15 protein-coding genes and 1 pseudogene are annotated in these 22,560 nt (G+C 72.0%); 12 read left to right on the forward strand and 4 right to left on the reverse strand.

Translation table 11 applies throughout. The features are described 5' to 3' along the window. Nucleotides 1-400: 400 nt before the first annotated feature. Nucleotides 401-1,057: a hypothetical protein gene (locus ACF07V_RS36270; protein ID WP_392160035.1), complete on the forward strand. Its 657-nt coding sequence runs from the start codon at nt 401-403 to the stop codon at nt 1,055-1,057. Here ACF07V_RS36270 and ACF07V_RS36275 read toward each other — a convergent pair. After that, on the reverse strand, nt 1,039-1,932 hold the full coding sequence (locus ACF07V_RS36275; RefSeq protein ID WP_392160037.1) for an alpha/beta fold hydrolase: 894 nt from the start codon (nt 1,930-1,932) through the stop codon (nt 1,039-1,041). The genes ACF07V_RS36270 and ACF07V_RS36275 overlap by 19 nt on opposite strands. Before the next feature lie 318 nt (nt 1,933-2,250). On the opposite strand from ACF07V_RS36275, the gene ACF07V_RS36280 reads away from it, so the two are divergent. The 6 genes and pseudogenes from ACF07V_RS36280 (at nt 2,251) to ACF07V_RS36305 (ending at nt 6,617) form a co-directional block, all read left to right on the forward strand. Beyond that, complete coding sequence (locus ACF07V_RS36280) at nt 2,251-2,757, forward strand: RDD family protein (RefSeq protein WP_392160086.1); 507 nt, start codon at nt 2,251-2,253, stop codon at nt 2,755-2,757. A 207-nt stretch (nt 2,758-2,964) separates the two neighbouring features. Next, complete coding sequence (locus tag ACF07V_RS36285; RefSeq protein ID WP_392160039.1) at nt 2,965-3,336, forward strand: hypothetical protein; 372 nt, start codon at nt 2,965-2,967, stop codon at nt 3,334-3,336. After that, a complete protein-coding gene (locus ACF07V_RS36290; RefSeq protein WP_392160041.1) occupies nt 3,333-4,235 on the forward strand; it encodes an SGNH/GDSL hydrolase family protein in 903 nt (300 codons plus the stop codon). The genes ACF07V_RS36285 and ACF07V_RS36290 overlap by 4 nt, the downstream gene beginning before the upstream one ends. A 77-nt stretch (nt 4,236-4,312) precedes the next feature. Continuing rightward, a pseudogene (locus ACF07V_RS36295) lies at nt 4,313-4,805 on the forward strand (IS5/IS1182 family transposase); the annotation flags it as partial. 133 nt (nt 4,806-4,938) lie between these two features. After that, complete coding sequence (locus ACF07V_RS36300) at nt 4,939-5,910, forward strand: hypothetical protein (RefSeq protein ID WP_392160043.1); 972 nt, start codon at nt 4,939-4,941, stop codon at nt 5,908-5,910. Then, nucleotides 5,907-6,617 carry a hypothetical protein gene (locus ACF07V_RS36305; protein ID WP_392160045.1) on the forward strand — a complete coding sequence of 237 codons (711 nt, stop codon included), beginning with the start codon at nt 5,907-5,909 and terminating at the stop codon, nt 6,615-6,617. Before ACF07V_RS36300 ends, ACF07V_RS36305 begins: the two co-directional genes overlap by 4 nt. Nucleotides 6,618-7,342: 725 nt before the next feature. Here ACF07V_RS36305 and ACF07V_RS36310 read toward each other — a convergent pair. Both ACF07V_RS36310 and ACF07V_RS36315 read right to left on the reverse strand, forming a co-directional pair. Beyond that, the gene (locus tag ACF07V_RS36310) at nt 7,343-7,642 is read right to left on the reverse strand and encodes a DUF6342 family protein (RefSeq protein ID WP_352279334.1); all 300 of its coding nucleotides are present in this window, start codon (nt 7,640-7,642) and stop codon (nt 7,343-7,345) included. Between the two features lie 463 nt (nt 7,643-8,105). Next, the gene (locus ACF07V_RS36315; protein ID WP_392160047.1) at nt 8,106-8,243 is read right to left on the reverse strand and encodes a hypothetical protein; all 138 of its coding nucleotides are present in this window, start codon (nt 8,241-8,243) and stop codon (nt 8,106-8,108) included. Here ACF07V_RS36315 and ACF07V_RS36320 point away from each other — a divergent pair, their 5' ends adjacent. Continuing rightward, nucleotides 8,244-8,408: an alpha/beta fold hydrolase gene (locus tag ACF07V_RS36320; RefSeq protein ID WP_392160049.1), complete on the forward strand. Its 165-nt coding sequence runs from the start codon at nt 8,244-8,246 to the stop codon at nt 8,406-8,408. It abuts the gene before it with no gap. Nucleotides 8,409-8,475: 67 nt separating this feature from the next. On the opposite strand, the gene ACF07V_RS36325 is transcribed toward ACF07V_RS36320, so the two are convergent. Continuing rightward, complete coding sequence (locus ACF07V_RS36325; protein WP_392160088.1) at nt 8,476-9,348, reverse strand: hypothetical protein; 873 nt, start codon at nt 9,346-9,348, stop codon at nt 8,476-8,478. Nucleotides 9,349-9,520: 172 nt separating this feature from the next. Between ACF07V_RS36325 and ACF07V_RS36330 the strand changes: the two genes are divergently transcribed. From ACF07V_RS36330 to ACF07V_RS36345, 4 genes are read left to right on the forward strand one after another with little or no spacing between them, the layout of a single operon-like run. Further along, nucleotides 9,521-18,946 carry a neuraminidase-like domain-containing protein gene (locus ACF07V_RS36330; RefSeq protein ID WP_392160051.1) on the forward strand — a complete coding sequence of 3,142 codons (9,426 nt, stop codon included), beginning with the start codon at nt 9,521-9,523 and terminating at the stop codon, nt 18,944-18,946. Further along, entirely contained in the window at nt 18,943-20,154 is a 1,212-nt protein-coding gene (locus ACF07V_RS36335; protein ID WP_392160053.1) for a Kelch repeat-containing protein, read from the forward strand. The genes ACF07V_RS36330 and ACF07V_RS36335 overlap by 4 nt, the downstream gene beginning before the upstream one ends. 27 nt (nt 20,155-20,181) lie before the next feature. Next, complete coding sequence (locus tag ACF07V_RS36340) at nt 20,182-21,387, forward strand: Kelch repeat-containing protein (protein ID WP_392160055.1); 1,206 nt, start codon at nt 20,182-20,184, stop codon at nt 21,385-21,387. Continuing rightward, nucleotides 21,384-22,544, forward strand: a complete 1,161-nt coding sequence (locus tag ACF07V_RS36345; RefSeq protein ID WP_392160056.1) for a Kelch repeat-containing protein — start codon at nt 21,384-21,386, stop codon at nt 22,542-22,544. The genes ACF07V_RS36340 and ACF07V_RS36345 overlap by 4 nt, the downstream gene beginning before the upstream one ends. Nucleotides 22,545-22,560: the final 16 nt, after the last annotated feature.

Below are 22,560 nucleotides of genomic sequence, written 5' to 3' on the forward strand. Positions count from 1 at the left end.
GCTTGCGGTTGCCACTTGCCGCTTGACGTCCGGGCGGGGCGTGGGGAGACCTGGGTCGAGCCGGATTGATGGCCTGGCCGTCAGAGGCCGCCGGTTGTGCGCCGCGTCTATCAGGGGTGCAGCCGGTCCAGGGCTTGCGCGGTCGCGCGTCGGGGGACCGGCGGCTGTGATGACACGGGGGGCGGGGGGCGACGCTCGTGATCAATGCATCTAGGTCGTGTTTTTCGGATGGTGCCTGGCTCGCGGCCTAGTCGGCCGCGCCCCGGTTGGGGCAACATGATCCGGTCGAGGCCCCCGGGCCGTACGCGGGTCGGGGGACCGTAGGTCGAGAACTGGGGGAATGGCCGTGGGCAGGTTCAGGCGGGGTGGGCCGACAACCGAGGCGGACGCTCAACGGCGGGTGAGGCGCAGCCCGTTGCTCTTCACGGTGCCGATCGTGCTGCTCGTCCTGCTGACGGCGGTGCTCGGCTGGGAGGTTGTGCGGGCCAACATGACGGAGGCGGCCCGGGCCGAATGGCCGTGGCGGCTGGAGCTGCTCGACATGGAGCCGCTCGGCAGCCTGCTCGCGGTCGCGGCAGGCGCGGTCCTCGCCAGGGCCCAGTACGCCCGCACCGTACGGCCGTTGCTGGGCTGGCGCGCCGACTGGACGACCGGGCACCTCGGGGGCGGCGTACCCGAGTGGCAGGTCGGCCTGCTCAACGGAGGCTCGCACACCGTGGTGGTCGAGGCCTACGAGTGCCGGGCCGTCCTGCGCGGCCAGGACCCGCAGCACGCCGCCCCGTGGACCGACGTCCAGGGCGTGGCGGACGTGCTCACCGGGGCCGGGCTCGCCGTCGGGGAGGACTTCCAGCTGGTCACCATGGGGAACTTCCCCCTGGTGGGCACCGGCTCCTACGAGACGACGATGCTCGGCGCCTTCTCCCAGCGCTTCGTCGACGAGGTCGAGGCGCTCCACCTCAGGGTGCGCGTCGGCGATGCCGTCGGGGACAGCCACGAGCGGATCCTCGACGCCTTGAAGGGCGCCCGCTCGACCGCGTATCAGCGCCCGGCGCCCTGACCCTCCAGCCAACGCAGCACGTCGGGCAGCGCCAACTGGGCGGCGAAGTGACCGGCGTCCGGTACGAGGACGGGCTCGGCGCCGGGGATCCGGTCGGCCAGCCAACGAGTGTGTGCCACGGGTGAGAAGGCATCGTCGAGGCCGTGCCACAACAGGACGGGCGAAGTGACGGACGAGACGTCGAAGCCCCACGGGCCGACGAAGGCCAGACAGTCGTCGAGCCAGCCGTGGTGCGAGACCCGCAGGGCCTCCTGGTAGGTGCGCAGCAGCACCGTGCGCACCCGGGGGTCCTCGACGACCGGCAGGTCATGGCGGGAGAGATCGGCACGCAGGTCGTCGAGGAGGCGCACCGGGTCCTGCCGTACGACGGCGGCCCGGGCGGCCAGGTCCCGTTCGAGCCCACCGCGGTCCCGCCCGTCCAGATGGGCCCGGGCCAGGCCGTACTCGTGCACGTTGAACGGGGTCATGCCCGCCTGCCAGTCCAGACCGGCCGCGTCCGGCGGAGCGAGCCCGACCAGTACGGCGGCCGCCCGGACCCGCTCCGGCAGCAGCGCCGCGCAGGCCAGTGCGTGCGGGCCCCCGCCGGACCGGCCGACCACCGCGAACCGCTCGACGCCGAAGGCATCGGCGACGGCCGCCGCATCCCGGGCCGCGTCGGCGACCCGGCGGCCCGGGGCGCGCTGGGACTCCCCGTAGCCAGGACGGTCGTAGGCGAGGAACCGGAAGCCGGGGTGCTGCGCGGCGAGCCCGGGCAGCAGGGTGCCCAGACGGGTACCGGGAGTCCCGTGGAGGAGAACCACCGGGGTCCCCGAAGGATTGCCCCATTCCTCGGCCACCAGGAGCCGACCGTCGTTGGTGCGCACAGGGTGTCCCATGACAGAGAGCCTAGGGCTGGGCGGGTTGGAGGGGGAGACGTTGTCGGCACCGCAGGCACGCCTTGCCGGCGTCTCAGTCTGGAGGACGCGCGTTCTCCGGTATCAGCAGATCTGGCCGCCGGCTCTGGCCGGCAGCACGGCGGACCTGGGTCCGGAACACGCCTCAGGGCTTGACGGGGTAGCCCGTCCCCTTGATCGTTCGTGCTGGTCAGGGGGCATTCCTCTTCAAGGTCGACTCGCTCACAGCGCTGTACCGACCTCCGGGTTAGAGTGCACGCCGATCCGATCGGACCAGCGGCAAGGAGAAACCGGGTGACGATGACCTCAGGCAGTGACCTCGGCCCTCTGCCGTCCCTGGGTGCAGCCCCGAAATTCCGCCCGACTCCGGGTGCTCCGGCCGGCCTCATGCGTCGCTGTGCCGCGGTCGCCGTCGACCTTCCCATCGCCGTGGCCGTCGTTCTGGGCCCCCTTCTCGCGCTGGACCCGATACTCGATGCCCTCGCAATCACGGGTGAGTCGGCGCGAACCGCCTGGCGTACTGCGGCCTTCGCGTGGCTCCTCGCCTTCGTGCTGGGCTATTCGCCGGTGTGCGTCTCACGCTGGGGCGGCACTCCGGGCAAGCGCGTCATGGGGATCGAAGTCATCCGCGCGAGTGACGGCGCACGGCTCGGCTACGGCCCCGCAGTGGTCAGACACGTCACGAATCTGGTGGCCAACGCCGTGCCCGTGCTCCTTGTCGCCAACGTGTCCTCGATCACCCTCAGCCCGAACCGTCAGGGCGTCCACGACAAGACCGTCGGCAGTCGGGTGATCCACTGCCGGTGAAGATCTCGCCCCCTGGACGAGTACGCGCTCCGCACCACCTGTACACCATTCGCAAACCGCTGACCTCTGAGTCCCTCCTGCGCTGTTGAACGACGCTGAAGATGTGCATGAGAAAGCGACGACTCGGTTGGTCCATGAAGCAGGGAGCGTTCGTGTAAAGCAGGGAGCGTCGTGTCACGTTTGCGCGACGCGGGGCGTCATAGCGGCATGACTGCCAAGAAGCTTCTCGTGTCCGTCCCGCTGGCCGCCCTCCTCGTGACCGCCGCCGGGCCTGCCGGTGCCACGGCCACCGAATCGTCCGCGTTCACCCCCTGGCGCAGCGCCTGGGCCACCGCCCCGCAGACCGCCACCCACACCGACTGGTACCCCAACTGGTCCGAGGCGGGGTTCGACAACCAGTCCGTGCGCCAGGTGATCCGCGTCGGCGCGGAGGGCTCCGAGCTGCGCATCCGGCTCTCCAACGTGTACGGGACGGCCCCGCTCCGCCTGACCGGCGCGACCGTCGCCCGCAGTGCCGTCGGCGCGGCCGTGCGGGCCGATTCGGTGCGGACGGTGCGGTTCGGCGGGCGGACGGGGTGACCGTCCCGGCGGGCGGGCAGCTGTCGAGCGACGCGGTGGCCCTGCCCGTACGGGCCCTGGAACAGCTCACCGTGACCCTGTACTTCCGGGGTCGTACCGGGCCGGCGACTTTTCACAACTTCGCCGACACTCTTACGTACCGGGCGTCGGGGGACCAGCTGCGCGACGCGGCGGGCGAGGCGTTCGCGGGGCCGCCGAGCCTGTCCTGGTACTACCTGGCCGGGGTGGATGTGAAGCCGGTGAAGTCGCCCGGCCGCGGCCGTGACGCGGTCGTCGCCTTCGGCGATTCCCTCACCGACGGCGTCGGCTCGACCTTCGGCGCCGACCGCCGCTACCCGGACGCGCTGGCCGACCGTCTCGTCGCCGACGGCCGCACGCGGCCGGTCCTCAACCTGGGCATCGGCGGCAACAAGGTCCTCAACGACTCCCCGTGCTTCGGCGAGAGCGCCCTCTCCCGATTCCGGCGCGACGTGCTCGGCCGCCCCGACGTGGGCACGGTCATCGTCCTGCAGGGCACCAACGACATCGTCCTGCCCGACAACCCCCAGGACCGCTGCACCAGCCCCAGCCCCTTCGTCACGTCCGCCGAGATCGTCGCCGGTCACCAGCAGCTCATCCGCGAGGCCCACGCCCGCGGCGTGAAGGTCATCGGAGCCACTCTCCCGCCGTACCAGGGGTACGCGTACTGGACGGAGCGCGGCGACCGCGTTCGCAACGAGGTCAACCAGTGGATCCGGACCAGCGGCGCGTACGACGGCGTCGTGGACTTCGACCGCGCGGTGGCCGACCCGGAGCACCCTGAGCGGATCGGGGCGGAATACGTCTCCACCGATCTGATCCACATGAAGGACGCCGGCTACAAGGCGATGGCCGACGCGGTCGACCTGAACTCCCTCTAGGGCGTGTGTCCGTAATGTCGCTCGCCCGTTGCTCCGTTCGTGGAGCGAGGGCATGAACTGACGGATGAGACACGGGGCATTCCGATGGTGTCAGGACCGTGGACTGGTCGATCGTCTGCGTGGGCTCGACCACGGTTCGGGCGCATCAGCATGCGGCCGGGGCCCGAAAAGGGGGCCCCGGGAGGGTGAGGCGCTCGGTCGGTCGCGGGGCGGGCCGGCCAGCAGGATCCACCTGGCTGGCCTGCGACGGCCGGGGCGGGCGGGGCGGCCCCGGGCCAGGCTCGACCGCGTCGTCGCGGGCAAGGGCTACGCGGCCCGGAAGACCGGGCCTGCCTGCGATGATGCGGCATCGCCTGCACGATCCCCGAACGGATCCACCAGATCAACGGACGCATCGGCCGCGGCGATTCCCGCTGCCGGCTCGACCGGGCCGCGTACCGGCGCCGCAACCTCGTCGCGCGTTGCTTCAGCAGGCTCAAACAGAACCAGGCCCTGGCCACCCGCTACGACGAACGAGCCGCCCACTACCAGGCCATGGTCACGCTCGCCTGCCTCCGACTCGGGCTCCCATGGCTTTACGGACACGGCCTAGGAAGGCGGATGAAGGTGCTGGTCGGGCGCTCCGGGCGGAGAATAGTGATCGCGGGACCATCGGTATCCAGGAGCGCCTTGGGAGGTTCAGATGGCGGACCCTGTCGTCAGGGTGACGTCCGACCCCGAGACTGGACTGACCACCACGATCAGCACCATCACCGATCCGCTCACGGGTGACACCACGTCGACGAGTACGAGCGTGAACGAGGAAGGCACGCCGGTGGCCACCAGTGAGTCCTCGAGCACCACGGATCCGGTCACCGGTACGTCGAAGCTGGCGACCGAGACCACCGACCTGACTACCGGAGTCGTGACCACTCACGAATCCGACACCGATGCCAACGGCAATCGCCTGCGAGAGCTGGAGACCACCACCAATCCGGACGGAAGTGGCACCCAGCACGAGACGGGTACCGAGTTCGCTCCGAACGGGGTCACCACCGAGTACACGATCGACCGGACGAAGGAGTCCGACGGCTCCTCGACCTTCACCCGCAGCGATGAGAGCAGCGACGGGTCGACCAGCCGCTCGGAGGGCGGGACGGACGCGGTCGGTAACACGTCGTACAGCGAGGCAACCAGGATGGCGGACGGCAGCACGAGGCTGGTCACCCGGACCACCGACGCCGCCAGGAACGGTACCGAGCACGTCACGACGCTCGATCCGAGCGGCAAAGTGGCCGACGACCACACCCTCGATGTGGTGGATGGGGTCACACAGCCCACGCCCACGCCCACCCCGGAGCCGGAGCCGGAGCCGGAGCCCGAGCCGGAACCCGAGCCGGAACCCGAGCCCGAGCCGGAACCCGAGCCGGAGCCGGAGCCGGAGCCGGAGCCCGAGCCGGAACCCGAGCCCGAGCCCGAGCCCGAGCCCGAGCCCGAACCGGAGCCTGAGCCCGAGCCCGAGCCGGAACCCGAGCCCGAACCGCAGCCGGAGCCCGAACCGGAGCCTGAGCCCGAGCCCGAACCGTTCCCAGAGCCTGAGCCCTTCCCGGAACCGGGCGACGGGGGCGACGCGGGCGGCGAGGGCGGCGAAGACGGGTTGGACGACGACAGGATGTTGGCGGAGGACGAGCAGTGACGGTCCGGCCGAGCTACCGCTCGGAGGACGTCCTGGTCTACGACGACGTCCTGCCCGAGGCGACCTTCTCGAAGCTCTTCCGCCATCTGGGGAGTCTCGACTACGCATCCGTCCACCAGTCGGGCTGGCGGAAGGTGTGGCGGCTGCACGACGGTGACCCGTTGCGCGGCCGCACCGTCTGGTACCGGCCGGACGGGCGGTGGACGCCCTCCGGTTCGGCCGTCGACGAGCTGGTCGGCTGGATCGCCGGCCGGCAGCACGAGATTGCCGAAATCGTCGGAACATCCGGCACCGACTGGACCCGTCTCTCCTTCACGCCGTGGATCTACCCGGTCGGCTCAGGGCTGTCCCTTCACCAGGACGGAACCGCCTACTCTGGCGCGTTCACCTTCTTCGCGCACCCGGAGTGGCGCCTGCACTGGGGCGGCCACCTGCTCATCCTCGACCCACGGACCCGTTCGCGGTCGACATCTGGTCCCGGTGAGTTCGGCCCGGTGTTCCTCGACGACCGGCGGGAGAGCGCGAGGGCCTTCGACCCGGGCTTCGCGATCACGGTCTTCCCGAAGCCCAACCGCATCGCCTTCCTTTCCCCCGCGGCGCTGCACCTTCTGACCCGGGTGGACGAGAATGCAGGTCAGGCTGCCCGGCTCTCGATCGCGGGCTTCTTCCATCGACGCCCCGAGCCCCCCACGTCACCAGGACGCTAGGCGGTGACGGGTGGCAACTCCTACGACTGCACCCAGTTCACCGCCGTGATGGAAGCGATCCGGGTGCCCCGCATCGGACCGGGGCGGCCTATGGTCCCGGTCCGATCACGTACTAGGCGACAAGGGCTACAGCTCGAAAGCGATGAGCACCTGGTCCGCCGCCTCAGCATCCCGTTCACGATCCCCGAGCGAGCCGAGCGGGCCCGCAACCAAGTCCGCCGCGGCAGCCGCGGCGGCCCGCCGCCGGTCTTCGACCGCGAGGTCTCAAGGCGTCGCAACGTCGTGGAAGGGTGGATGGGCTTGGTGCTGTGAGGTGATGGACGGGCCGCTCTGGCTACCTGGCTACGGATCGGCTTCACCGGGGCGTCCGCATTTCGGGCCATGGAATTGCGCCCCACAACCGGTTGCGGAAGGGGGCCGCCGACGGCGCCAGGGAGGAGATCCTGAGCGATCTGCTCGTCAAGGGCGACGCCGAAGGCGACCTCGACCGGGCCGTCGCGGTCGACTCGGCCGCTGTCCGAGCCCACCAGCAAGCTGCCGGGCCCCGTTGGACGGGGCCCGGCAGGCAAGCCGGCCGAACGTGCCTTCGGCCGGTCCCGTAGGGGACTGACCATGGAGATCGACCTCGCCGCCCCCTTCATCTGACCAGCAGGCGAAGCGAAGGAAGCGGCCGATGCTCCGTCCGGGGGACGGCTGCGCGTGTCGGCCGTCCCCCTCAAGCCGTCCTAGTAGCCGAGGTCTTTCTGCTCGGTGATCAGGCGGCCGGCGATGTGCAGGTTGCCGTCGGAGTCGAGCACAGCGATGATCTTTTTCGTGGAGCCGTGGTGGGTCGTGAAGTAGATCTTGTCCGCCTCCTGGGAGGAGGAGTAGTTCGTGTTCACGGACAGCTCGATGCTCACCGGGGAACTGATGAGCACGTCCTTCTTCGGTGAGGTCGGGTAGACCTGGTTCTGCCGCAGCTTGACGCGGCCGTGAGTGTCACCCTCGTCCCAGTCCGACGCCACGCCGAGGTCGATGTCAGCCATGCGATTTCCCCTCCGGTTCCGGTGGAAGAACTCTGCGGCCCGGGTGTCACAGGACATCCCGAACCGAGCCCAAAACCTACGCAGTTCGTTCACACGACGACACGATGTCTCGTCCCTCTGACTGAATTTCGCTCCGCTTCGTCGCGAATTGATGTCAAGATACCGAAGTAGCCGAAACGCCCGAAAAGCGCCGCGGCAAGCCCCCGGGGTGGGTGGAGACCGTGGCCTTCGGGCGATCCGGATCGGCTGAGCTCGCCTCGCCGAGCCAGCCGATCTGTGGGGAGCGCCTGGCTAATAGGGCATCTGATGTGGGTAGTTACGGACGCACGTGCTCAGCGAGATGACAGGTTGTTCGCTCGGCTCCACCAGAGTCGTGCCGTCTCCTTCGGGTCTTGCCGAGGTCCAGCCCTGGGCCCAGTCGGTGCGCGGGGGTCGGCGGCGGGGTGTCTGGATGGGTGGGTGTTCACCAGAGGCCGAAGAGCCGCGTCCACCGCGTGGGCCGCGCTTCGAAGTACTCGAGCGCGCTGGGACCCTCGTAGTTGCTCTCCAGCAGTTCTTCGGGGACGCTCACATTGCCGTGCTCGGTCAGGGCCTGTTCCACGTGGTCGCGACCCAGGACAATGCCATCCCCGCCCAGGCCCAGGAGTTCACGGCCGAGCGCGCCGGATCGCGCATCGTGCGCGTCGAGGCGTCCCACGCGGTGTCCATCTCGCAACCCGACGCCGTGGCCGACCTGATCATCGAGGCCGCCAAGGCCACCCGCTGACCCGTCCCTTGCCGCCACCGGACTTGTTGGTCCGGTGGCGGCAAGGAGCGCCGACCGCGCCGGCGCATCACCCGCAGAGCCTGGACCGGTGAGAAGATCCACCGAGCGTGGGTGGGCTGTCCCATGAGCGTGAGGTGGCCGATTTCAAAGTGCGCCCCATCACCCGACGACACCCCCGATCCGTCTCCTCAGCCCACTTGCTGTCTTTCGCGAGCGACTTGCCGACCAAGGGGCGGCGGCCCGGCGCCCGCCCCAACCGATGTCGCGTCGCAGCGCAATCCCCTCCCTGTGCGTGGGCCCATGTGCTGGGCCCGGGACCGGCGACGCGATACGTGACCAGCGGAAACAGGGCACGGGCTCGAACCGGAGTCGTGCCTCGCGCTGGGGGGCGAGGGGCAGCTGTGTGCTGGGGCCGTCCTCGGTGGGCGTGAGCTCCTCTACGGTGACGGTCAGGCGCGACCCGGGGCTGCTGGAACGCCAGCCCGTCCCAGCTTTGCCACGCCGCCGTGCGCAGGTCCTCCGTGTGCGCGGCGGGTTCGGGCAGCTTCCGGGTGCGCGGGATGGTCGAGCCATCCGCGAGCTGTACGGACAGGGTGACGGCGCGGGTGATCTGCCCGGGTCCGCGCAGCCGCTCACCGAGCTCGGCGACGAGGTCGGGCAGCGCCGTCGTTGTCGCCCTGGACGAGTTCGGCTGCCAGAGGGTCCTCGACGTCCAGGAGGGGGAGGGCGAAGAGGGAGCACCAGGCGGTGATGGAGTCGCTGAGGGAGACGTCGAGGTGCTGCCCTTCGCCGTCGGCGGCGAGAGTGGCGGTGAGGGCCAGGGGGTGTTTTGCCGATCAGGCCGGGCTCGCGGCGTCTGGCGCCGCGCGACAAGACACCCCCCAGGGCCGGCCGCCGCCGCTTCGGGCCGCGGCCGACACCGGACTTCACGCCGGTGGATCCGGCGCGGGCGGTGCGCGGGGTGTCAGGGGTGGTGAAGTCGAAGTGCACCCGGTTCGGCTGTATGAGGGGTTTGAAGGCGGATCAAGGTCGTCTGGGATGGTCTGTCGCTATGCTCCCGAGCGGAGAACGCCAGCTCAGAAGGCGATGAACCCCCGTCACCAGGTGAGGCCATGACCAGTGCAGCCGCCCCCCGTTCCGTGACTGTTCAGGGCCGAGTGCTCCGTGCGGACGGCACGCCCGTGGTGGGAGCCGCCGTCCTGGTGTCGGCGAGACGGCTGCGCTCGACCGAGGCCGTGGGCGAGACGCGCACCGCCGACGGGGGCGGCTATCGCGTGGAGTGCGGACTGCCGGACTCCGCCGCGGAACTGGTGATCACCGCCGACCTGGACGGCCGGACGACCCGGACCGTACGGTCCGTCGCCAGGGCCGCGGAGCCCGTCGACCTCCGGCTGCCGGGCAGCGGTCCGAGCCGCTACGAGGCCCTGCTCGGCGCGGTGGGCGCCCACCTCGACGGGGTCGGTCTCGCGGAGCTCGGCGAGGACGCTGACGGGCAGGAGCTGGCCTACCTCTCCCGCGCCACCGGTCACAGCGCCCGGGAGATCGGGCATGCCGCCCAGGCGGCGAGGCACGAGCGGGGCACCGGGCTCGCGGCCGAGACGTATTTCGGGCTGCTCGCCCGCGGACTGCCCGCGGACCTGGCCGCCCTTGCCCGGCGAAGCGTCTCGGAAGCCTCGGCCGCGCTGACCGCCGCCGCCGACGACGGGGTGATCTCCTCGGCGGACGGAGCGAGCGAGTTCATGGCGGCCCTGCGCCTCCGGGAACTCCGAGCCGCCGAGGCGGTCGATCGAGCCGCTCAGGACACTCCGGCGGACGGTCTCGTACCCTCCCGGTCGGCCCGGATCTTCGCCCTGGCCGTACCTGAGCCGGAGGTCCGCGCCCGGTTGTACGCTGCCCACCTGGACGGCACCGGCACCACCGCGGGCCTGGCAGCCCACCTGGACGGCACCGGCACCACCGCGAGCCTGGCCGCCGAACTCGACGGACACGCCGAACGGCTGGACCTGGCCCTCGAGCTCGGACGGCTCACCGACGACAACCCGCCACTGGTCAAAGCGCTTCTGGCGCGCTTCGACACGGGAGAGTTCACCCATCGTCGGGACCTCGTCCGTCTGGACGGCCGCTGGGACGAACTGGTCGCCGAGACGGGCGGCGTACCGGAGAGCGGGCCCGAGCCGGCGCCGGGAGCCCGCTCCCGGACCGCCTCCGTACGGTCATTCGACTCCGCACGGCAGTACGCCGACGCCCTGCGCGCCCGGGTCGCCGAGGCGTACCCCACCGCCCACCTCGCCTTCCGTCTCGCCGAGCACCCGGACCACGCCGACGCCCCCGCCACCCGCTTCCTCACCGACAACCCCGACTTCGACCTGACGGCCACCCGCGTCGACGCCACCACCGTCCCCGACGCGGAGGCGCGTCACGAACTGGGCGCGATCCAGCGGACGTTCAAGATCGCCCCCCGGTTCGAGGCGATGCGGGCGCTGCGGGGCGGAGGCTTCCACTCGGCCTATGACGTCGCGCGCGTCGGCGCCTCGGACTTCGCCCGCACGATGTCCGGACATCTCGACGAGGACGAGGCCCGCTCCGTCCACGCCCGGGCCACCCAGGTGCACGCCGAGGCCGTCAACCTCGTCGCCGACCTGCGCACGGCGGGACAGATCGACGTGCCCTGGCTCCCCGCGGTCCAGTCGCAGACCGCGCAGATCCCCGACTGGGAGGACCTGTTCGGCTCGGCCGACTACGCGCCCGTCGAGGAGAGCCGCTCGGTGTACAGCCCGGCGGCCTACCTCGTGGATCTGCTGTACTACCTGCGCCGCCTCGGCGGAGGCGTCCAGACCGGGGACTCCCGCTGCGGGCCCGTCGCCGAGGTGCTCCACGACCGCAGGCCCGACCTCTGGGACATCGAACTCAGCAAGGAGAACACCGAGTTCACCCTCCCGTACGTCGACCTCGTCAACGAGGTGCTCGAATCCGCCGTCTCACCGGACACGGCGGTTCCGGCCGGCGACCGCCAGAGCCGGGGCGGCCCGGACGAACTCCGCGTACAACCCCAGCACGTCAACACCGGTGCGTACGAAAGGCTGCGCACCGCCGTCCATCCCTGGCAGCTGCCCTTCGACCTCTGGAGCGAGCAGACCACCGCCTACCTGGGGCACCTGGGGGTCACCCGCGAGGCCCTCGTCCTCGACCTCTGCTACGACGCCACGCACCCCACCGACTTCGACCGGCTCCTCACGGCCGCACGGCTCGGCCTCTCCAAGGTGTCCCAGCAGATCATCGCGGGCGAGACGCTCACCCCGCCGCGCACCCTCGCGGAGTTCTACGGGCGGCCCGCCACGACCACCGACGCGGCGCTCACGGAGGCCATGACCCACGTCCGTGCGCTCCTGGACGCCGCCGGGCTGCGATTCGCGGAGCTCGCGGCCGTACTGGAGACACGGTTCGTCGACCCCGGCGGAGCGGTGCGGTTCGTCCCCGACGCGCGCCTCCCGAACAGCACCGACGCGATGACCCTGTCCGGCCTCGACACCTCCGTGCTCGAACGGCTCCACCGCTTCGTCCGCCTCCAGCAACTCCTGGGCCTGGAAGCCAAGGAGCTCGACCGCCTGATCCAGGGATCCGACAACGACGGACGTCTCGACGCGCTCACCCTGCGGTCGATCGCCGCCGTCCGTGCGATGAGCCGCCGCCTCGACCTCCCCGTCGACCGGGTCCTCGGCTTCTGCCGGCCCCTCGACACCCACAGGTACCCCTCCGACGAGCAACCGCCGCTGTACGACCGGCTGTTCCTGGACCCGGCGGTCGTCACCCCGCGGCCCGGCACCCCCAGTCCCTTCGAGCTCAACGCCGACCGCACCGAGCTGAAGGTCATCGGCAGCCTGGACACCCCCGCCGTGTCGGCCGCCCTGCTCGCCGCGCTCCAGGTCAACGACGCCGAACTGACCGAGCTGGTGACGGGCCCGGACACACCGCTGCGCAACAAGTCCCTCACCCTGGCCAATCTCACGGTCCTCAGCTGCGTGGTGACGCTGGCCCGCACCCTTTCCCTGCCCGTCGTCGACCTGCTGAGGCTCGCGCCCCGCAGCAGCGCCAGCCCCTGGTCCCATCTGGTCGCCTCGGCCTCCGCGGTCACGACGGCGCCCGCGTCCGCCGGGACGGCGTCCGCGCCCGCTTCCGCCGGAACGGCTTCCGCGCCCGCTTCCGCCGGAACGGCTTCCGCGCCCGCTTCCGCCGGGACGGAACCCGCGGCGGGCGACCGGATGCGGCCCCCGGGAACGGAGGCCGCCGGACCGCCGCCGCTGCCCGCCGCATCGGCGATGGGTGTGCTCGGCCGCTTCGTCGACCTCATGGAGACCTTCGGCCGGGCCGGATTCCGCGCGGTCGACATCGAGGCCGTACTCGACGCGCGGAAGCCCCCGCTCGGCGGGCCCGTCCCGGACGACGCCGCTCTCGCCGCCGCGCTCACCTCCCTGCGCACCGCGCTCCAGGCCGTCCAGCAGCAGACCCGGGGAACCGCGGACGCCAGGGGGGAACTGACCCGCAGGAACCTGGCCCTCATGGGGTGGGACGTCGGCCTGGTCCAGGACGTGGTGTCCACGCTGGCGGGCACGGCCGTGTACGCGGCCCCTCTCGCCGCCCTGCCGCCCGGCGTCGCCCTCCCGGTGGACCTGCCGGTGCGCTTCGAGCCGGAAGAGCCCGACCAGGCGGCTCGGCTGGCCTTCACCGGCCCGATGAACACCACCCAGCGCGGCACACTCCTCGCCCTGGCCCCCGCCGGCCCGGCCGGCGACGCCCTCCGGGCGGCCGTCGAGGCGCTGTACCAGGAGCCGCGCCGGCTCGTCACCGCCCGTATGAAGGCCCTGCGCATCCCCGTGTTCGCCGCGCCCCTCACCGCGCTGCCCCCGGGGTACGCCGTCCCACCGGCGCTCGCCACGAAGGTCTTCCACGACGTGACCGCCCACGTCCTGCGGTCGCGCGGCTACCTGAGCGAGGCCGAGGCGCGGCTGCTGAAGCAGGCGCCCGGGGCGGACCACGACCTCACGGCCGCGATCGACGGACTCGTCACCGCCCAGGAGGCGGCGCCGGAAGTGGGCAACGTCTTCCTCGTCGCGGCCGATGCCGACGCCCTGTTCGACGCACCGGACACCCTCCCCGCGGACCGGTTCCACCACGTACTGGAGCGGCTGGCCCCGCATCTGCGCCGCCACCTCAGCAAGGACGCCGTCGTCCAGCAGATCGGCCGGGCGGCCGGACTCGACCCGGCCCTCGCCGAGGCGCTCCTCGCCACCTGGCTGCCGGGCGCCGGAGGCAAGCCGGTGTTCGAGGAGTTCCTCGACACCGCGTACACCGGCAGCGATCCCGCGGTCGACATCAGCCGGGCCGGGTTCGGTCCCCAGTTCGCCGCGCTCGAACTCGTCCACCGGGTCGCCCTCGTCCTCAAGGCGCTCCGCTTCACCGCCGACGAACTGCCCTTCCTCTTCCGGTACGCGGCCCCCGGCCAGTGGCTCGACCTCGGCACGCTGCCCGCGGTCCCGCCCACCCCGCCCTCGCACGTCCCGGTGCTGCGGCTGGGCGCGCTGATCGGCCTGGCCCGGCTCCGCGACGCCCTGCCCGGCGGACTCGCCACGGTGGAGGCGGTGTTCCGGCTCGCCACCACGCCCGGCAGCTACGACAGCCAGATCATCCGGGAACTGTGCCGTCTCACCGGCTGGGCGTTCCTCGACGTGAACATGGTCGCCCGCAACTACCAGATCAACACCGCCGACCGCTTCCTGAGCGTCGTCAACCTCGACAAGCTCCGGCGCGGGGTCGCGATGTACGGCCGGCTCGGCGTCTCCGCCGAGCGCGCCAACCTGTGGCTGCGGGCGGAGTTCACCCCCGAGGCGGCCCAGGCCGCCTGGGGCGCCGCCCGCGCCCGCCACACCGCCACCGACTGGCTCGCCGTCGCCGGCCCCCTGCAGGACGCCCTGCGCGAGCGCGCACGCGCCGCCCTCGTGGCCCATCTCGTGGCGCACCCGGCCCTCGACGGCGGCACCCCGTTGTGGCGGGACGCGAACGGGCTGCACGACCACTTCCTGCTGGACGTGGAGATGGGCGCCGGTCAGCAGACCACGCGCATCGCGCAGGCCGCGTACAGCATCCAGCTCTTCGTCCAGCGCTGCCTGCTGAACCTCGAACCGAAGGTGACGACCTCCGACTCCGACCTGTGGGAGCAGTGGGAGTGGATGAAGCGCTACCGGCTGTGGGAGGCCAACCAGAAGATCTTCCTCTACCCGGAGAACTACTTCGAGCCGGAGCTGCGGGCCGACAAGTCGTCCTTCTTCGGGCAGTTGGAGACCGACCTGACGCAGAAGGACCTGAACGACGAGACGGCGCGGGGGGCACTGCAGAACTATCTGGAAGAGCTGTCGGCGGTCGCGCGGCTCCAGCCCAGTGGGGTGTTCGTCGACTCCGCCCCGGGCACACCGCCCACCGACTTCAGCGGGGACATGGTCTACGTGCTCGCCCGCACCGAATCCTCCCCCCGGACGCACTACTTCCGCACCTGGGTCAACCGGCTCTACTGGACGCCTTGGCAGAAGGTCAACCTCGACATCGACGGCGAGGCGCTGTCACTGGGGATGTGGGACAAGCAGCTGTACGCCTTCTGGCCGACCTTCATCCCCGCGGGTGACGTCCAGCAGATCAAGACCCTGCCGGACGGCACCGACGAGAACGCGATCTCCCCGAGTCCGAAGTACTGGCAGATCCAGCTCAACTGGAGCGAGTACCGGCACGGGCAGTGGACCACCAAGCGCGTGTCGAGCGAGTCCCTGCACACCAACCCCGTCCTGCCGAAGGACTGGGAGCCCTGCCTGGACGAACGCTTCGACCCGGCGGACAAGGATCTCTACCTGTTCCTTCCGGGGTCGGACCACTACAGCGGGGACCCGGTGGTCTGGTGCACCTACGGCAACCTCTTCGGCCTGGACTACCAGCACGGCTCCATCCACAACTCGAACGTGTGGGGCAGGTTCAGGCTGAGCAGGCGCCGCGGCACGATGATCGCGGAACCGATGGTCTACTCCGCGCCCCGGCAGTACGAGCGCCCCCCGACCGACCCAGACGGGCACACCGGTGCCGAAGGCGCCGACAAGCATGACTACATCCCGCCCCCCGGGCAGAAGATCGTCAACAACTGCTGGGTCGAGGACCAGGTCGGTGGGGAGTTCGGACGGACACTCTGCCTGTGGGACGCCCGCGCGCTCCTGAAGCAGACCCCGCTGTCGATTCCCTTCCGGGTGGTGCTCCCGCACCACAGGTTCCCTCGCGTGTGGCAGAGGGACGTCCTGTTCTTCACCGACAGCGAGCGGTCCTACGTGATGACGCCCGACTGGCGGAACGACAACTACTACCGTCATGAGTTCTCGGCCTTCTACCACCCGTTCGCCGAGGTCTTCAAGGCACGACTGGACCTCTCCGGCCTCGACGCGCTCTACGACCGCGACCTCCAGCTCCACCCCGAGCGGTTCACGCCGACCGGCAGGACCGAGAGCTTCGTGGAGCGCTACACGCCCGACCCGGAACGCACGGTCGGTCCCGACTACCCCGTCGAAGAGGTGGAGTTCGCCGCCGAGAAGCCCTACGCCGTCTACAACTGGGAACTCTTCTTCCACGCCCCCCTCCTCATGGCCGGCCGGCTCTCCACGCACCAGCGGTTCTCCGAGGCGCAGCGGTGGTTCCACCGGATCTTCGACCCCACCGACCGCTCCGCCGAGACGAGCCCCGCCCGCTACTGGCGCACCAAGCCCTTCCACGAGACGTCCGACGACCCCGAGGACCCGGACGGCTACCAGAAGCAGCGCATCGAGGAGATCCTGCGCCGCCTCGCCGAGGGCAACACGAAGGAGGCCGCCAAGGTCGACGCCTGGCTGCGGCACCCCTTCCAGCCTGACGTCGTCGCGCGCCTGCGGACCACCGCGTACCAGAAGGCCGTGGTGATGAAGTACCTGGACAACCTCATCGCCTGGGGCGACCAGCTGTTCCGCCAGGACACCCTGGAGTCCGTCAACGAGGCCACCCAGCTGTACATCCTGGCCGCCGAACTCCTCGGCCGGCGGCCCGAGGAGGTGACCCGGCAGGACCCCGTGCCCGTGCTCAGCTTCCGCGAGCTGAACGAGCAGCCTCCCGCGCCCGCCGTGGCCGCCACCGAGAACCTGATCCCCGCCCCGCGGCACGCGCCCCCGTCCATCGCGCCGGGGGTCGGCCTCCGCTGGCTCGACTACTTCGGCATCCCGCGCAACGAGAAGCTCCTCGGGTACTGGGACACCGTCGACGACCGGCTGTACAAGATCCGCCACGGCCAGAACATCGAGGGCGTCACCCGGCAGACCTCCCTGTTCGGGGCGGAGCTCGACCCGGGGCTCCTGGCCCGCGCGGCCTCGTCCGGCCTCGACCTGTCGACCGTCCTCGCGGACATGAACGCCCCCGTGCCGCACTACCGGTTCGCCACGATGCTCGCCAAGGCGAAGGAGTTCGCCCAGCAGGTGCAGAGCTTCGGCGGGGCGCTGCTGGCCGCCCTGGAGAAGCGGGACGCGGAGGAGCTGGCGCGGCTGCGGTCCACCCACGAGCACACCGCCCTCGACGCGGCGCTCCAGGTCCGCAAGAAGCAGGTGGAGGAGGCGCGGCGGGCCATCAAGGCGCTGGAGGCCTCCCAGGCCGTCGCCAAGGACAAGGAGGTCTACTACACGGGCAAGGCCAAGAACCGGATGAACGCCAAGGAGGAGACGGCCGCCGACCTGAGCGCGCAGTCCGTCGAGCTGCAGAAGGTCTCCGCCACCATCAACACCCTGGCGAGCTACCTCTCGCTGATCCCGGAGCTGAAGATCGGCGCCCCCACCTCCGTGGGCGCCACCTTCGGCGGCAACAACCTCTCCGACGCCATGATCGGCATGGCCCACGGCATCATCGGCTACCTCAGCGCCGACGCCTCGCAGGCCCAGCAGTCCGCCACGGTCGGCGGATACGACCACCGCCTGGAGGAGTGGAAGTTCCAGAAGGGGCAGGCCCAGAAGGAGGCCAAGCAGTTCGCCGCCCAGATCAAGGTCGCGAAGTCCCACCGCGACGCCGCGCAGAAGGAAGTGGACAGTCACGTACGCCTGATGGCGAACTCCCGGGACGCCGACGCGCTGCTGCGCGGCAAGTACACCAACCAGGAGCTGTACGACTGGATGATCGGCCAGCTCGGCACCAGCTACTTCCAGGCGTACCAGCTCGCCTACGACGTGGCCAAGCGCGCCGAGCGCGCCCTGAGGCACGAACTGGGCACCGAGGAGACCGACTTCGTCTCCTTCGGGCACTGGGACAGCCTGCACAAGGGACTGCTCGCGGGGGAGCGCCTCCTCACCGATCTGCACCGGATGGACGCGGCCTACTACGAGGCCAACGCCCGCGAACTGGAGCTGACGAAGCGGATCTCGCTCGCCCAGCTGGACCCCGGCGCGCTGCGCAGCCTGAAGGAGACGGGCAGGGCGTACGTCTCCCTGCCCGAGGCGCTGTTCGACCTGGACACCCCGGGCCACTACATGCGCCGCCTGAAGCAGGTCACCTTCACCGTGCCCTGCGTCGTGGGCCCGTACACGGGGGTGAACCTCACGGCCACCCTCCTCAAGAGCAGCGTGCGCGTCGAATCCCGGCTCAACGGGGGCAAGCACGGCCGTCAGCCCGGGGACACCCGCTTCCGGGACCACATCGGCCCCGTGCAGTCGGTGGTGACCAGCACCGGACAGGACGACGCCGGACTCTTCGACGGCACCCTGCGCGACGAGCGGTTCCTGCCCTTCGAAGGCGCGGGCGCCATCAGCGAGTGGCAGCTGACGCTGCCGGACTCCTTCCGCCAGTTCGACTACGCGACCATCAGCGACGTCGTCATGCAACTCCGCCACACCGCCCGGGACGGCGGCGCCACCCTCGCCCAAGCGGCGGTGGCGGAGCTCCACAAGGCGCTCGGCTCGTGGCTGCACACGGGCGGCGGCACCGGCCTCCACCGGCACTTCAGCGCGCGCCGGGAGTTCCCCGACCAGTGGAGCCGGTTCCTCGCCACCCCCGCCGGATCCCCGGCCTCCCTCTCCTTCACCCTCGCCAAGCGGCACTTCCCGTACCTCTTCCACGACCGGACCATCACGCTCAAGCGACCCGAACTGGTCCTGATCCTCTCCACCGACATCGCGCCCGGCACCACCACGCGCTACCGGGACTGCTACCCGGGCGGCGGAGCACTGACGATCGGGCTGACCGGGCCCGGCGGCGCGCACGGCGACCTCACGCTCGCTCCGGATCCGGCGCTCGCCGGACAGCCCCACGCCGGCGCGGACCGGGTGCACGGCACGGTCACCGCGACCGACCAGGAATGGCGGGTCACCGTGCCGGCGGCGGGGATCGCCGCACTCGCCCCCGCACTGCTCCACGAGGGCCGGCTCAACCCGGACGCCTTCGAGGACCTGCTCCTCGTGTGGCAGTACGCGGTGGAGCCCGCCGCCACTGCGGCGGTCACCCCGTGACCGCCCCACCGCACGGGCGGGCGACGCGCCTTGCCGCCCGGCTCGCGGACGGGGCGCGCGGCGCGGCGCCCGGCCGCTGGTCGCCTGCCGGGGAGATGCCGTTCGCCGGCTTCTGGGCACAACCGGCGGACGCCGCCGTCCAGCTGACCGACGGACGGGTGCTCCTCGCGGGCGGCGAGGACGGCCGCCGGGTCCCCACTGACGTGACGGCGCTCTTCGAACCGGCCTCGGGCACCTGGACCTCCTCCGGCGCCCTCTGGACCGGCCGCCGACTGCACTCCACCACCCTGCTGGCCGACGGCCGGGTCCTGGTCGCCGGCGGGATCGGCGAACCGCCCGGACCCGTCCCGGCCACGGGCCTCGGCTCGTGTGAGGTGTACGACCCCGCCGACGGCACCTGGACCGCCACGGGTTCGCTGCGTGAGCCCCGCTTCTCCCACTCGGCGACCCTGCTGCCCGACGGCCGGGTCCTGGTCGCCGGCGGCGCCGCCGTCCGCTCGGCCGATTCCCACCGCACCCTGCGTTCGGCGGAGACGTACGACCCGGGCACCGGCACCTGGACGCAGGTCCGGCCGATGACCGACGCCCGCTTCGGACACCCCGCCGTCCGCTTCGACGACGGCCGGACCCTCATGGTCGGCGGCGTCCTCGCCGTGGGGCGCGGCAGCTACACCGCACTCGCCCACTGCGAGGCGTACGACCCGGTGGCGGACGTCTGGACGCCCACCGCCGGCCTCGCCACCGCCCGCAAGAGCCACCAGGCGACCCTGCTCCCCGGGAACGCGGTCCTCGTCACCGGCGGCGACATGCCGGGGTTCCGGGACGACGACTGGACCTACGACCCCTACAGCCAGTGGACCACCGAGCGCTACGACCCCGCCTCGGACCGCTGGACCACCGACGGACAGATGCCCTGGGGGCGCAGTCACCACCGGGCCGTCCGGCTCGCCTCGGGCGACGTCCTCGTGCTCGGCGGCACCGACGACGCCTCGATGTCCGTCGGCTACCCGAACGCCACGCTGTACGACGCCGCCACCCGCAAGTGGTCCCCGGAGTTCCCCATGCCGCGGGGCCGTTGGGCCCCTGCCGCGCTCGGTCTCGCCGACGGCCGGGTGCTGGTCATGGGAGGGCTCGACGAGTCAGGGCCCGCGGCACCGCTGCCCGGCGAGGACCGGGTCACGGCCACCGCCGAGATCTACACCCCGTAACCGGCCGAGGGAGACGGAAGGACACCGATGCGCACCCTGCTCGCCGACGGCGGCGAACACACCACCCGGGCAGGTTTCCGGTACGGAGGGCCACCGTCCGGCCGTTGGGCACCGGCCGGAGAGCTCCCCGTTCCGCTCGTCATGCTGCACGGCCAGCAGGACGGACCGGTCCTCCTGCCCGACGGGCGCGTGCTGTTCGCCGGGGGCGCCGGACGCGACCTGGTCGCCCTCGACACGGCCGCCCTCTTCCACCCGGCCGACGCCCTCTGGACCGTCACCGCCCCGCTCCGCCAGGCCCGCCGCGCGCACACCCTCACCCCGCTCGCCGACGGCACGGTCCTCGCGGTCGGCGGTATCACCGGACCGCAGGCCTACCCGCCCCCGGCCCTGGCCGCCGCCGAGCTCTACGACCCCGCCACCGAGACGTGGACGCCCACCGGCACCCTCCGGGAACCCCGCCAGAGCCACACGGCGACCCGGCTGCCCGACGGGCGGGTGCTCGTCGCGGGCGGCCAACGGCCCCGCGACGCCCGCAGCCCGCGCACCCTGGCCGCCGCCGAGGTCTACGACCCCCGCACCGGCACCTGGTGCCCGACGGGAGACATGGGCGACGCCCGCTGGCACCACCAGGCCGTCCTCCTGCACGACGGACGCGTCCTCGTCGCAGGCGGCCTCACCGACACCGGCCGCACGAAACTGGTGACCCTCGGCCTCTGCGAGCTGTACGACCCCACGACCGGCACCTGGACCCCGACGGGCGCACTCCGCGACCCCCGCTGCGCCCACCAGACCGTGATCCTCGCCGACGGCACGGTGCTTACCCTGGGAGGCTTCGGTCCCCGCGCGGCCGACGACGGCCGCCACGACCCGCACAGCCTGGCCGGCGTCGAGCGCTACGACCCCGTGTCCGAGGAGTGGCGGCCGGAGCCGCCCCTGCCCTGGGGACGCGGACACCACCGCGCCCTGCCCCTGCGCACGGGCGAGGTCCTCGTCTGCGGAGGCACCGACTACGCCTGCCAGGACGTCGGGCACGCCTGCGCCCTGCGCTACGACCCCGGCACGCGCGGCTGGTCCGTGGCGGGTCCCATGGCCACCGGCCGCTGGGCCTTCGGCGCGGTCCTCCTCGACGACGGACGGGTGCTGGCGGCCGGGGGAGTGGCCCGCGCCGCCGCGGGCTCGCCGACACTCGGCACCGACGTCCCCGCGGCCGTGGCGGAGGTGTTCACCCCGTGACCGACGACCGACACGACCGGGGCGCCTGGTCGGCCGCCGGGCCGCTCCCCTGGGAGCGCGTCCTCACGGGCGCGACGAGCTGCGCCGTACGACTGACCGACGGGCGCGTCCTGATCGCCGGAGGGGCGGACGCGGCGCTCACCGCCCAGGACGGAACCGCGCTCTTCGACCCACGCCACGGCGCCTGGTCGCCGGGGCGGCCCCTCGCCACCGCACGGCGGATGCACTCCACCACCCTGCTCGCCGACGGCCGGGTGCTGGTGACCGGCGGCCACACGGGCCCCAACGCCTTTCCGGGCCGACCGCTGGCCACCGCCGAGGTCTACGATCCGGGCACCGGCGACTGGGGCCCGGCGGGCGAGCTCCGCGAGGCCCGCTACGGGCACTCGGCCACCCTGCTCGCGGACGGCCGGGTGCTGGTGGCCGGGGGCGCGGGCCGGCGCTCGGCCGGTTCGGAGCGGTCGCTGTACTCGGCCGAGCTGTTCGACCCGCTGCTCCCGGGGTGGACGAAGGCCGGGGACATGACCGACGCCCGCTCCCACCACCCCGCCGTGCCGCTCCCGGACGGCCGCGTGCTGGTCGCGGGCGGCTGGGCGGTCACCCGCCGCGACTGGCGCGGCGGCACGCCGCTGGCGTACGCGGAGTGCTACGACCCGGCGACGGACACCTGGACGCCCACCGGCGGCCTCTCCGCCCCGCGCAGCGGTCACGCGCTCACGGTGCTCGCCGACGGGTCCGTCCTCGCCACGGGCGGCGGCGGCGAAGCGGGAGCCGACGGCCGGCTCGACCCGTACAGCCGGGCGACGACGGAGCGCTGGGACCCGGCGGCGGGCGGCCGGTGGACCCCGGAGGGCGACATGCCCTGCGGCCGGACCCAGCACCGCGCCGTACGGCTGCCGACGGGCGAGGTCCTGGTGGCGGGCGGCGGCAACGACCTGTTCGGCGACGCGGGATACCGCAGCGCAGCGCGGTACGACCCGGAGACGCGGCACTGGACGGCGGTGCCCGGAATGGCGGTCGGCCGGACCGATTTCGCGGCGGTCGTCCTGTCCGACGGGAGGGTCCTGGTGGCCGGCGGCACGGTCCGCTCCGGACCCGCCACGCCCACGCGCGCCCCGCACCAGCCGACCGCCACCAGCGAACTGTTCGCCCCGTGACGGCGCACGGCAGCGC

This window comes from Streptomyces sp. NPDC015661 (assembly GCF_043077765.1).
Lineage (GTDB): Bacteria > Actinomycetota > Actinomycetes > Streptomycetales > Streptomycetaceae > Streptomyces.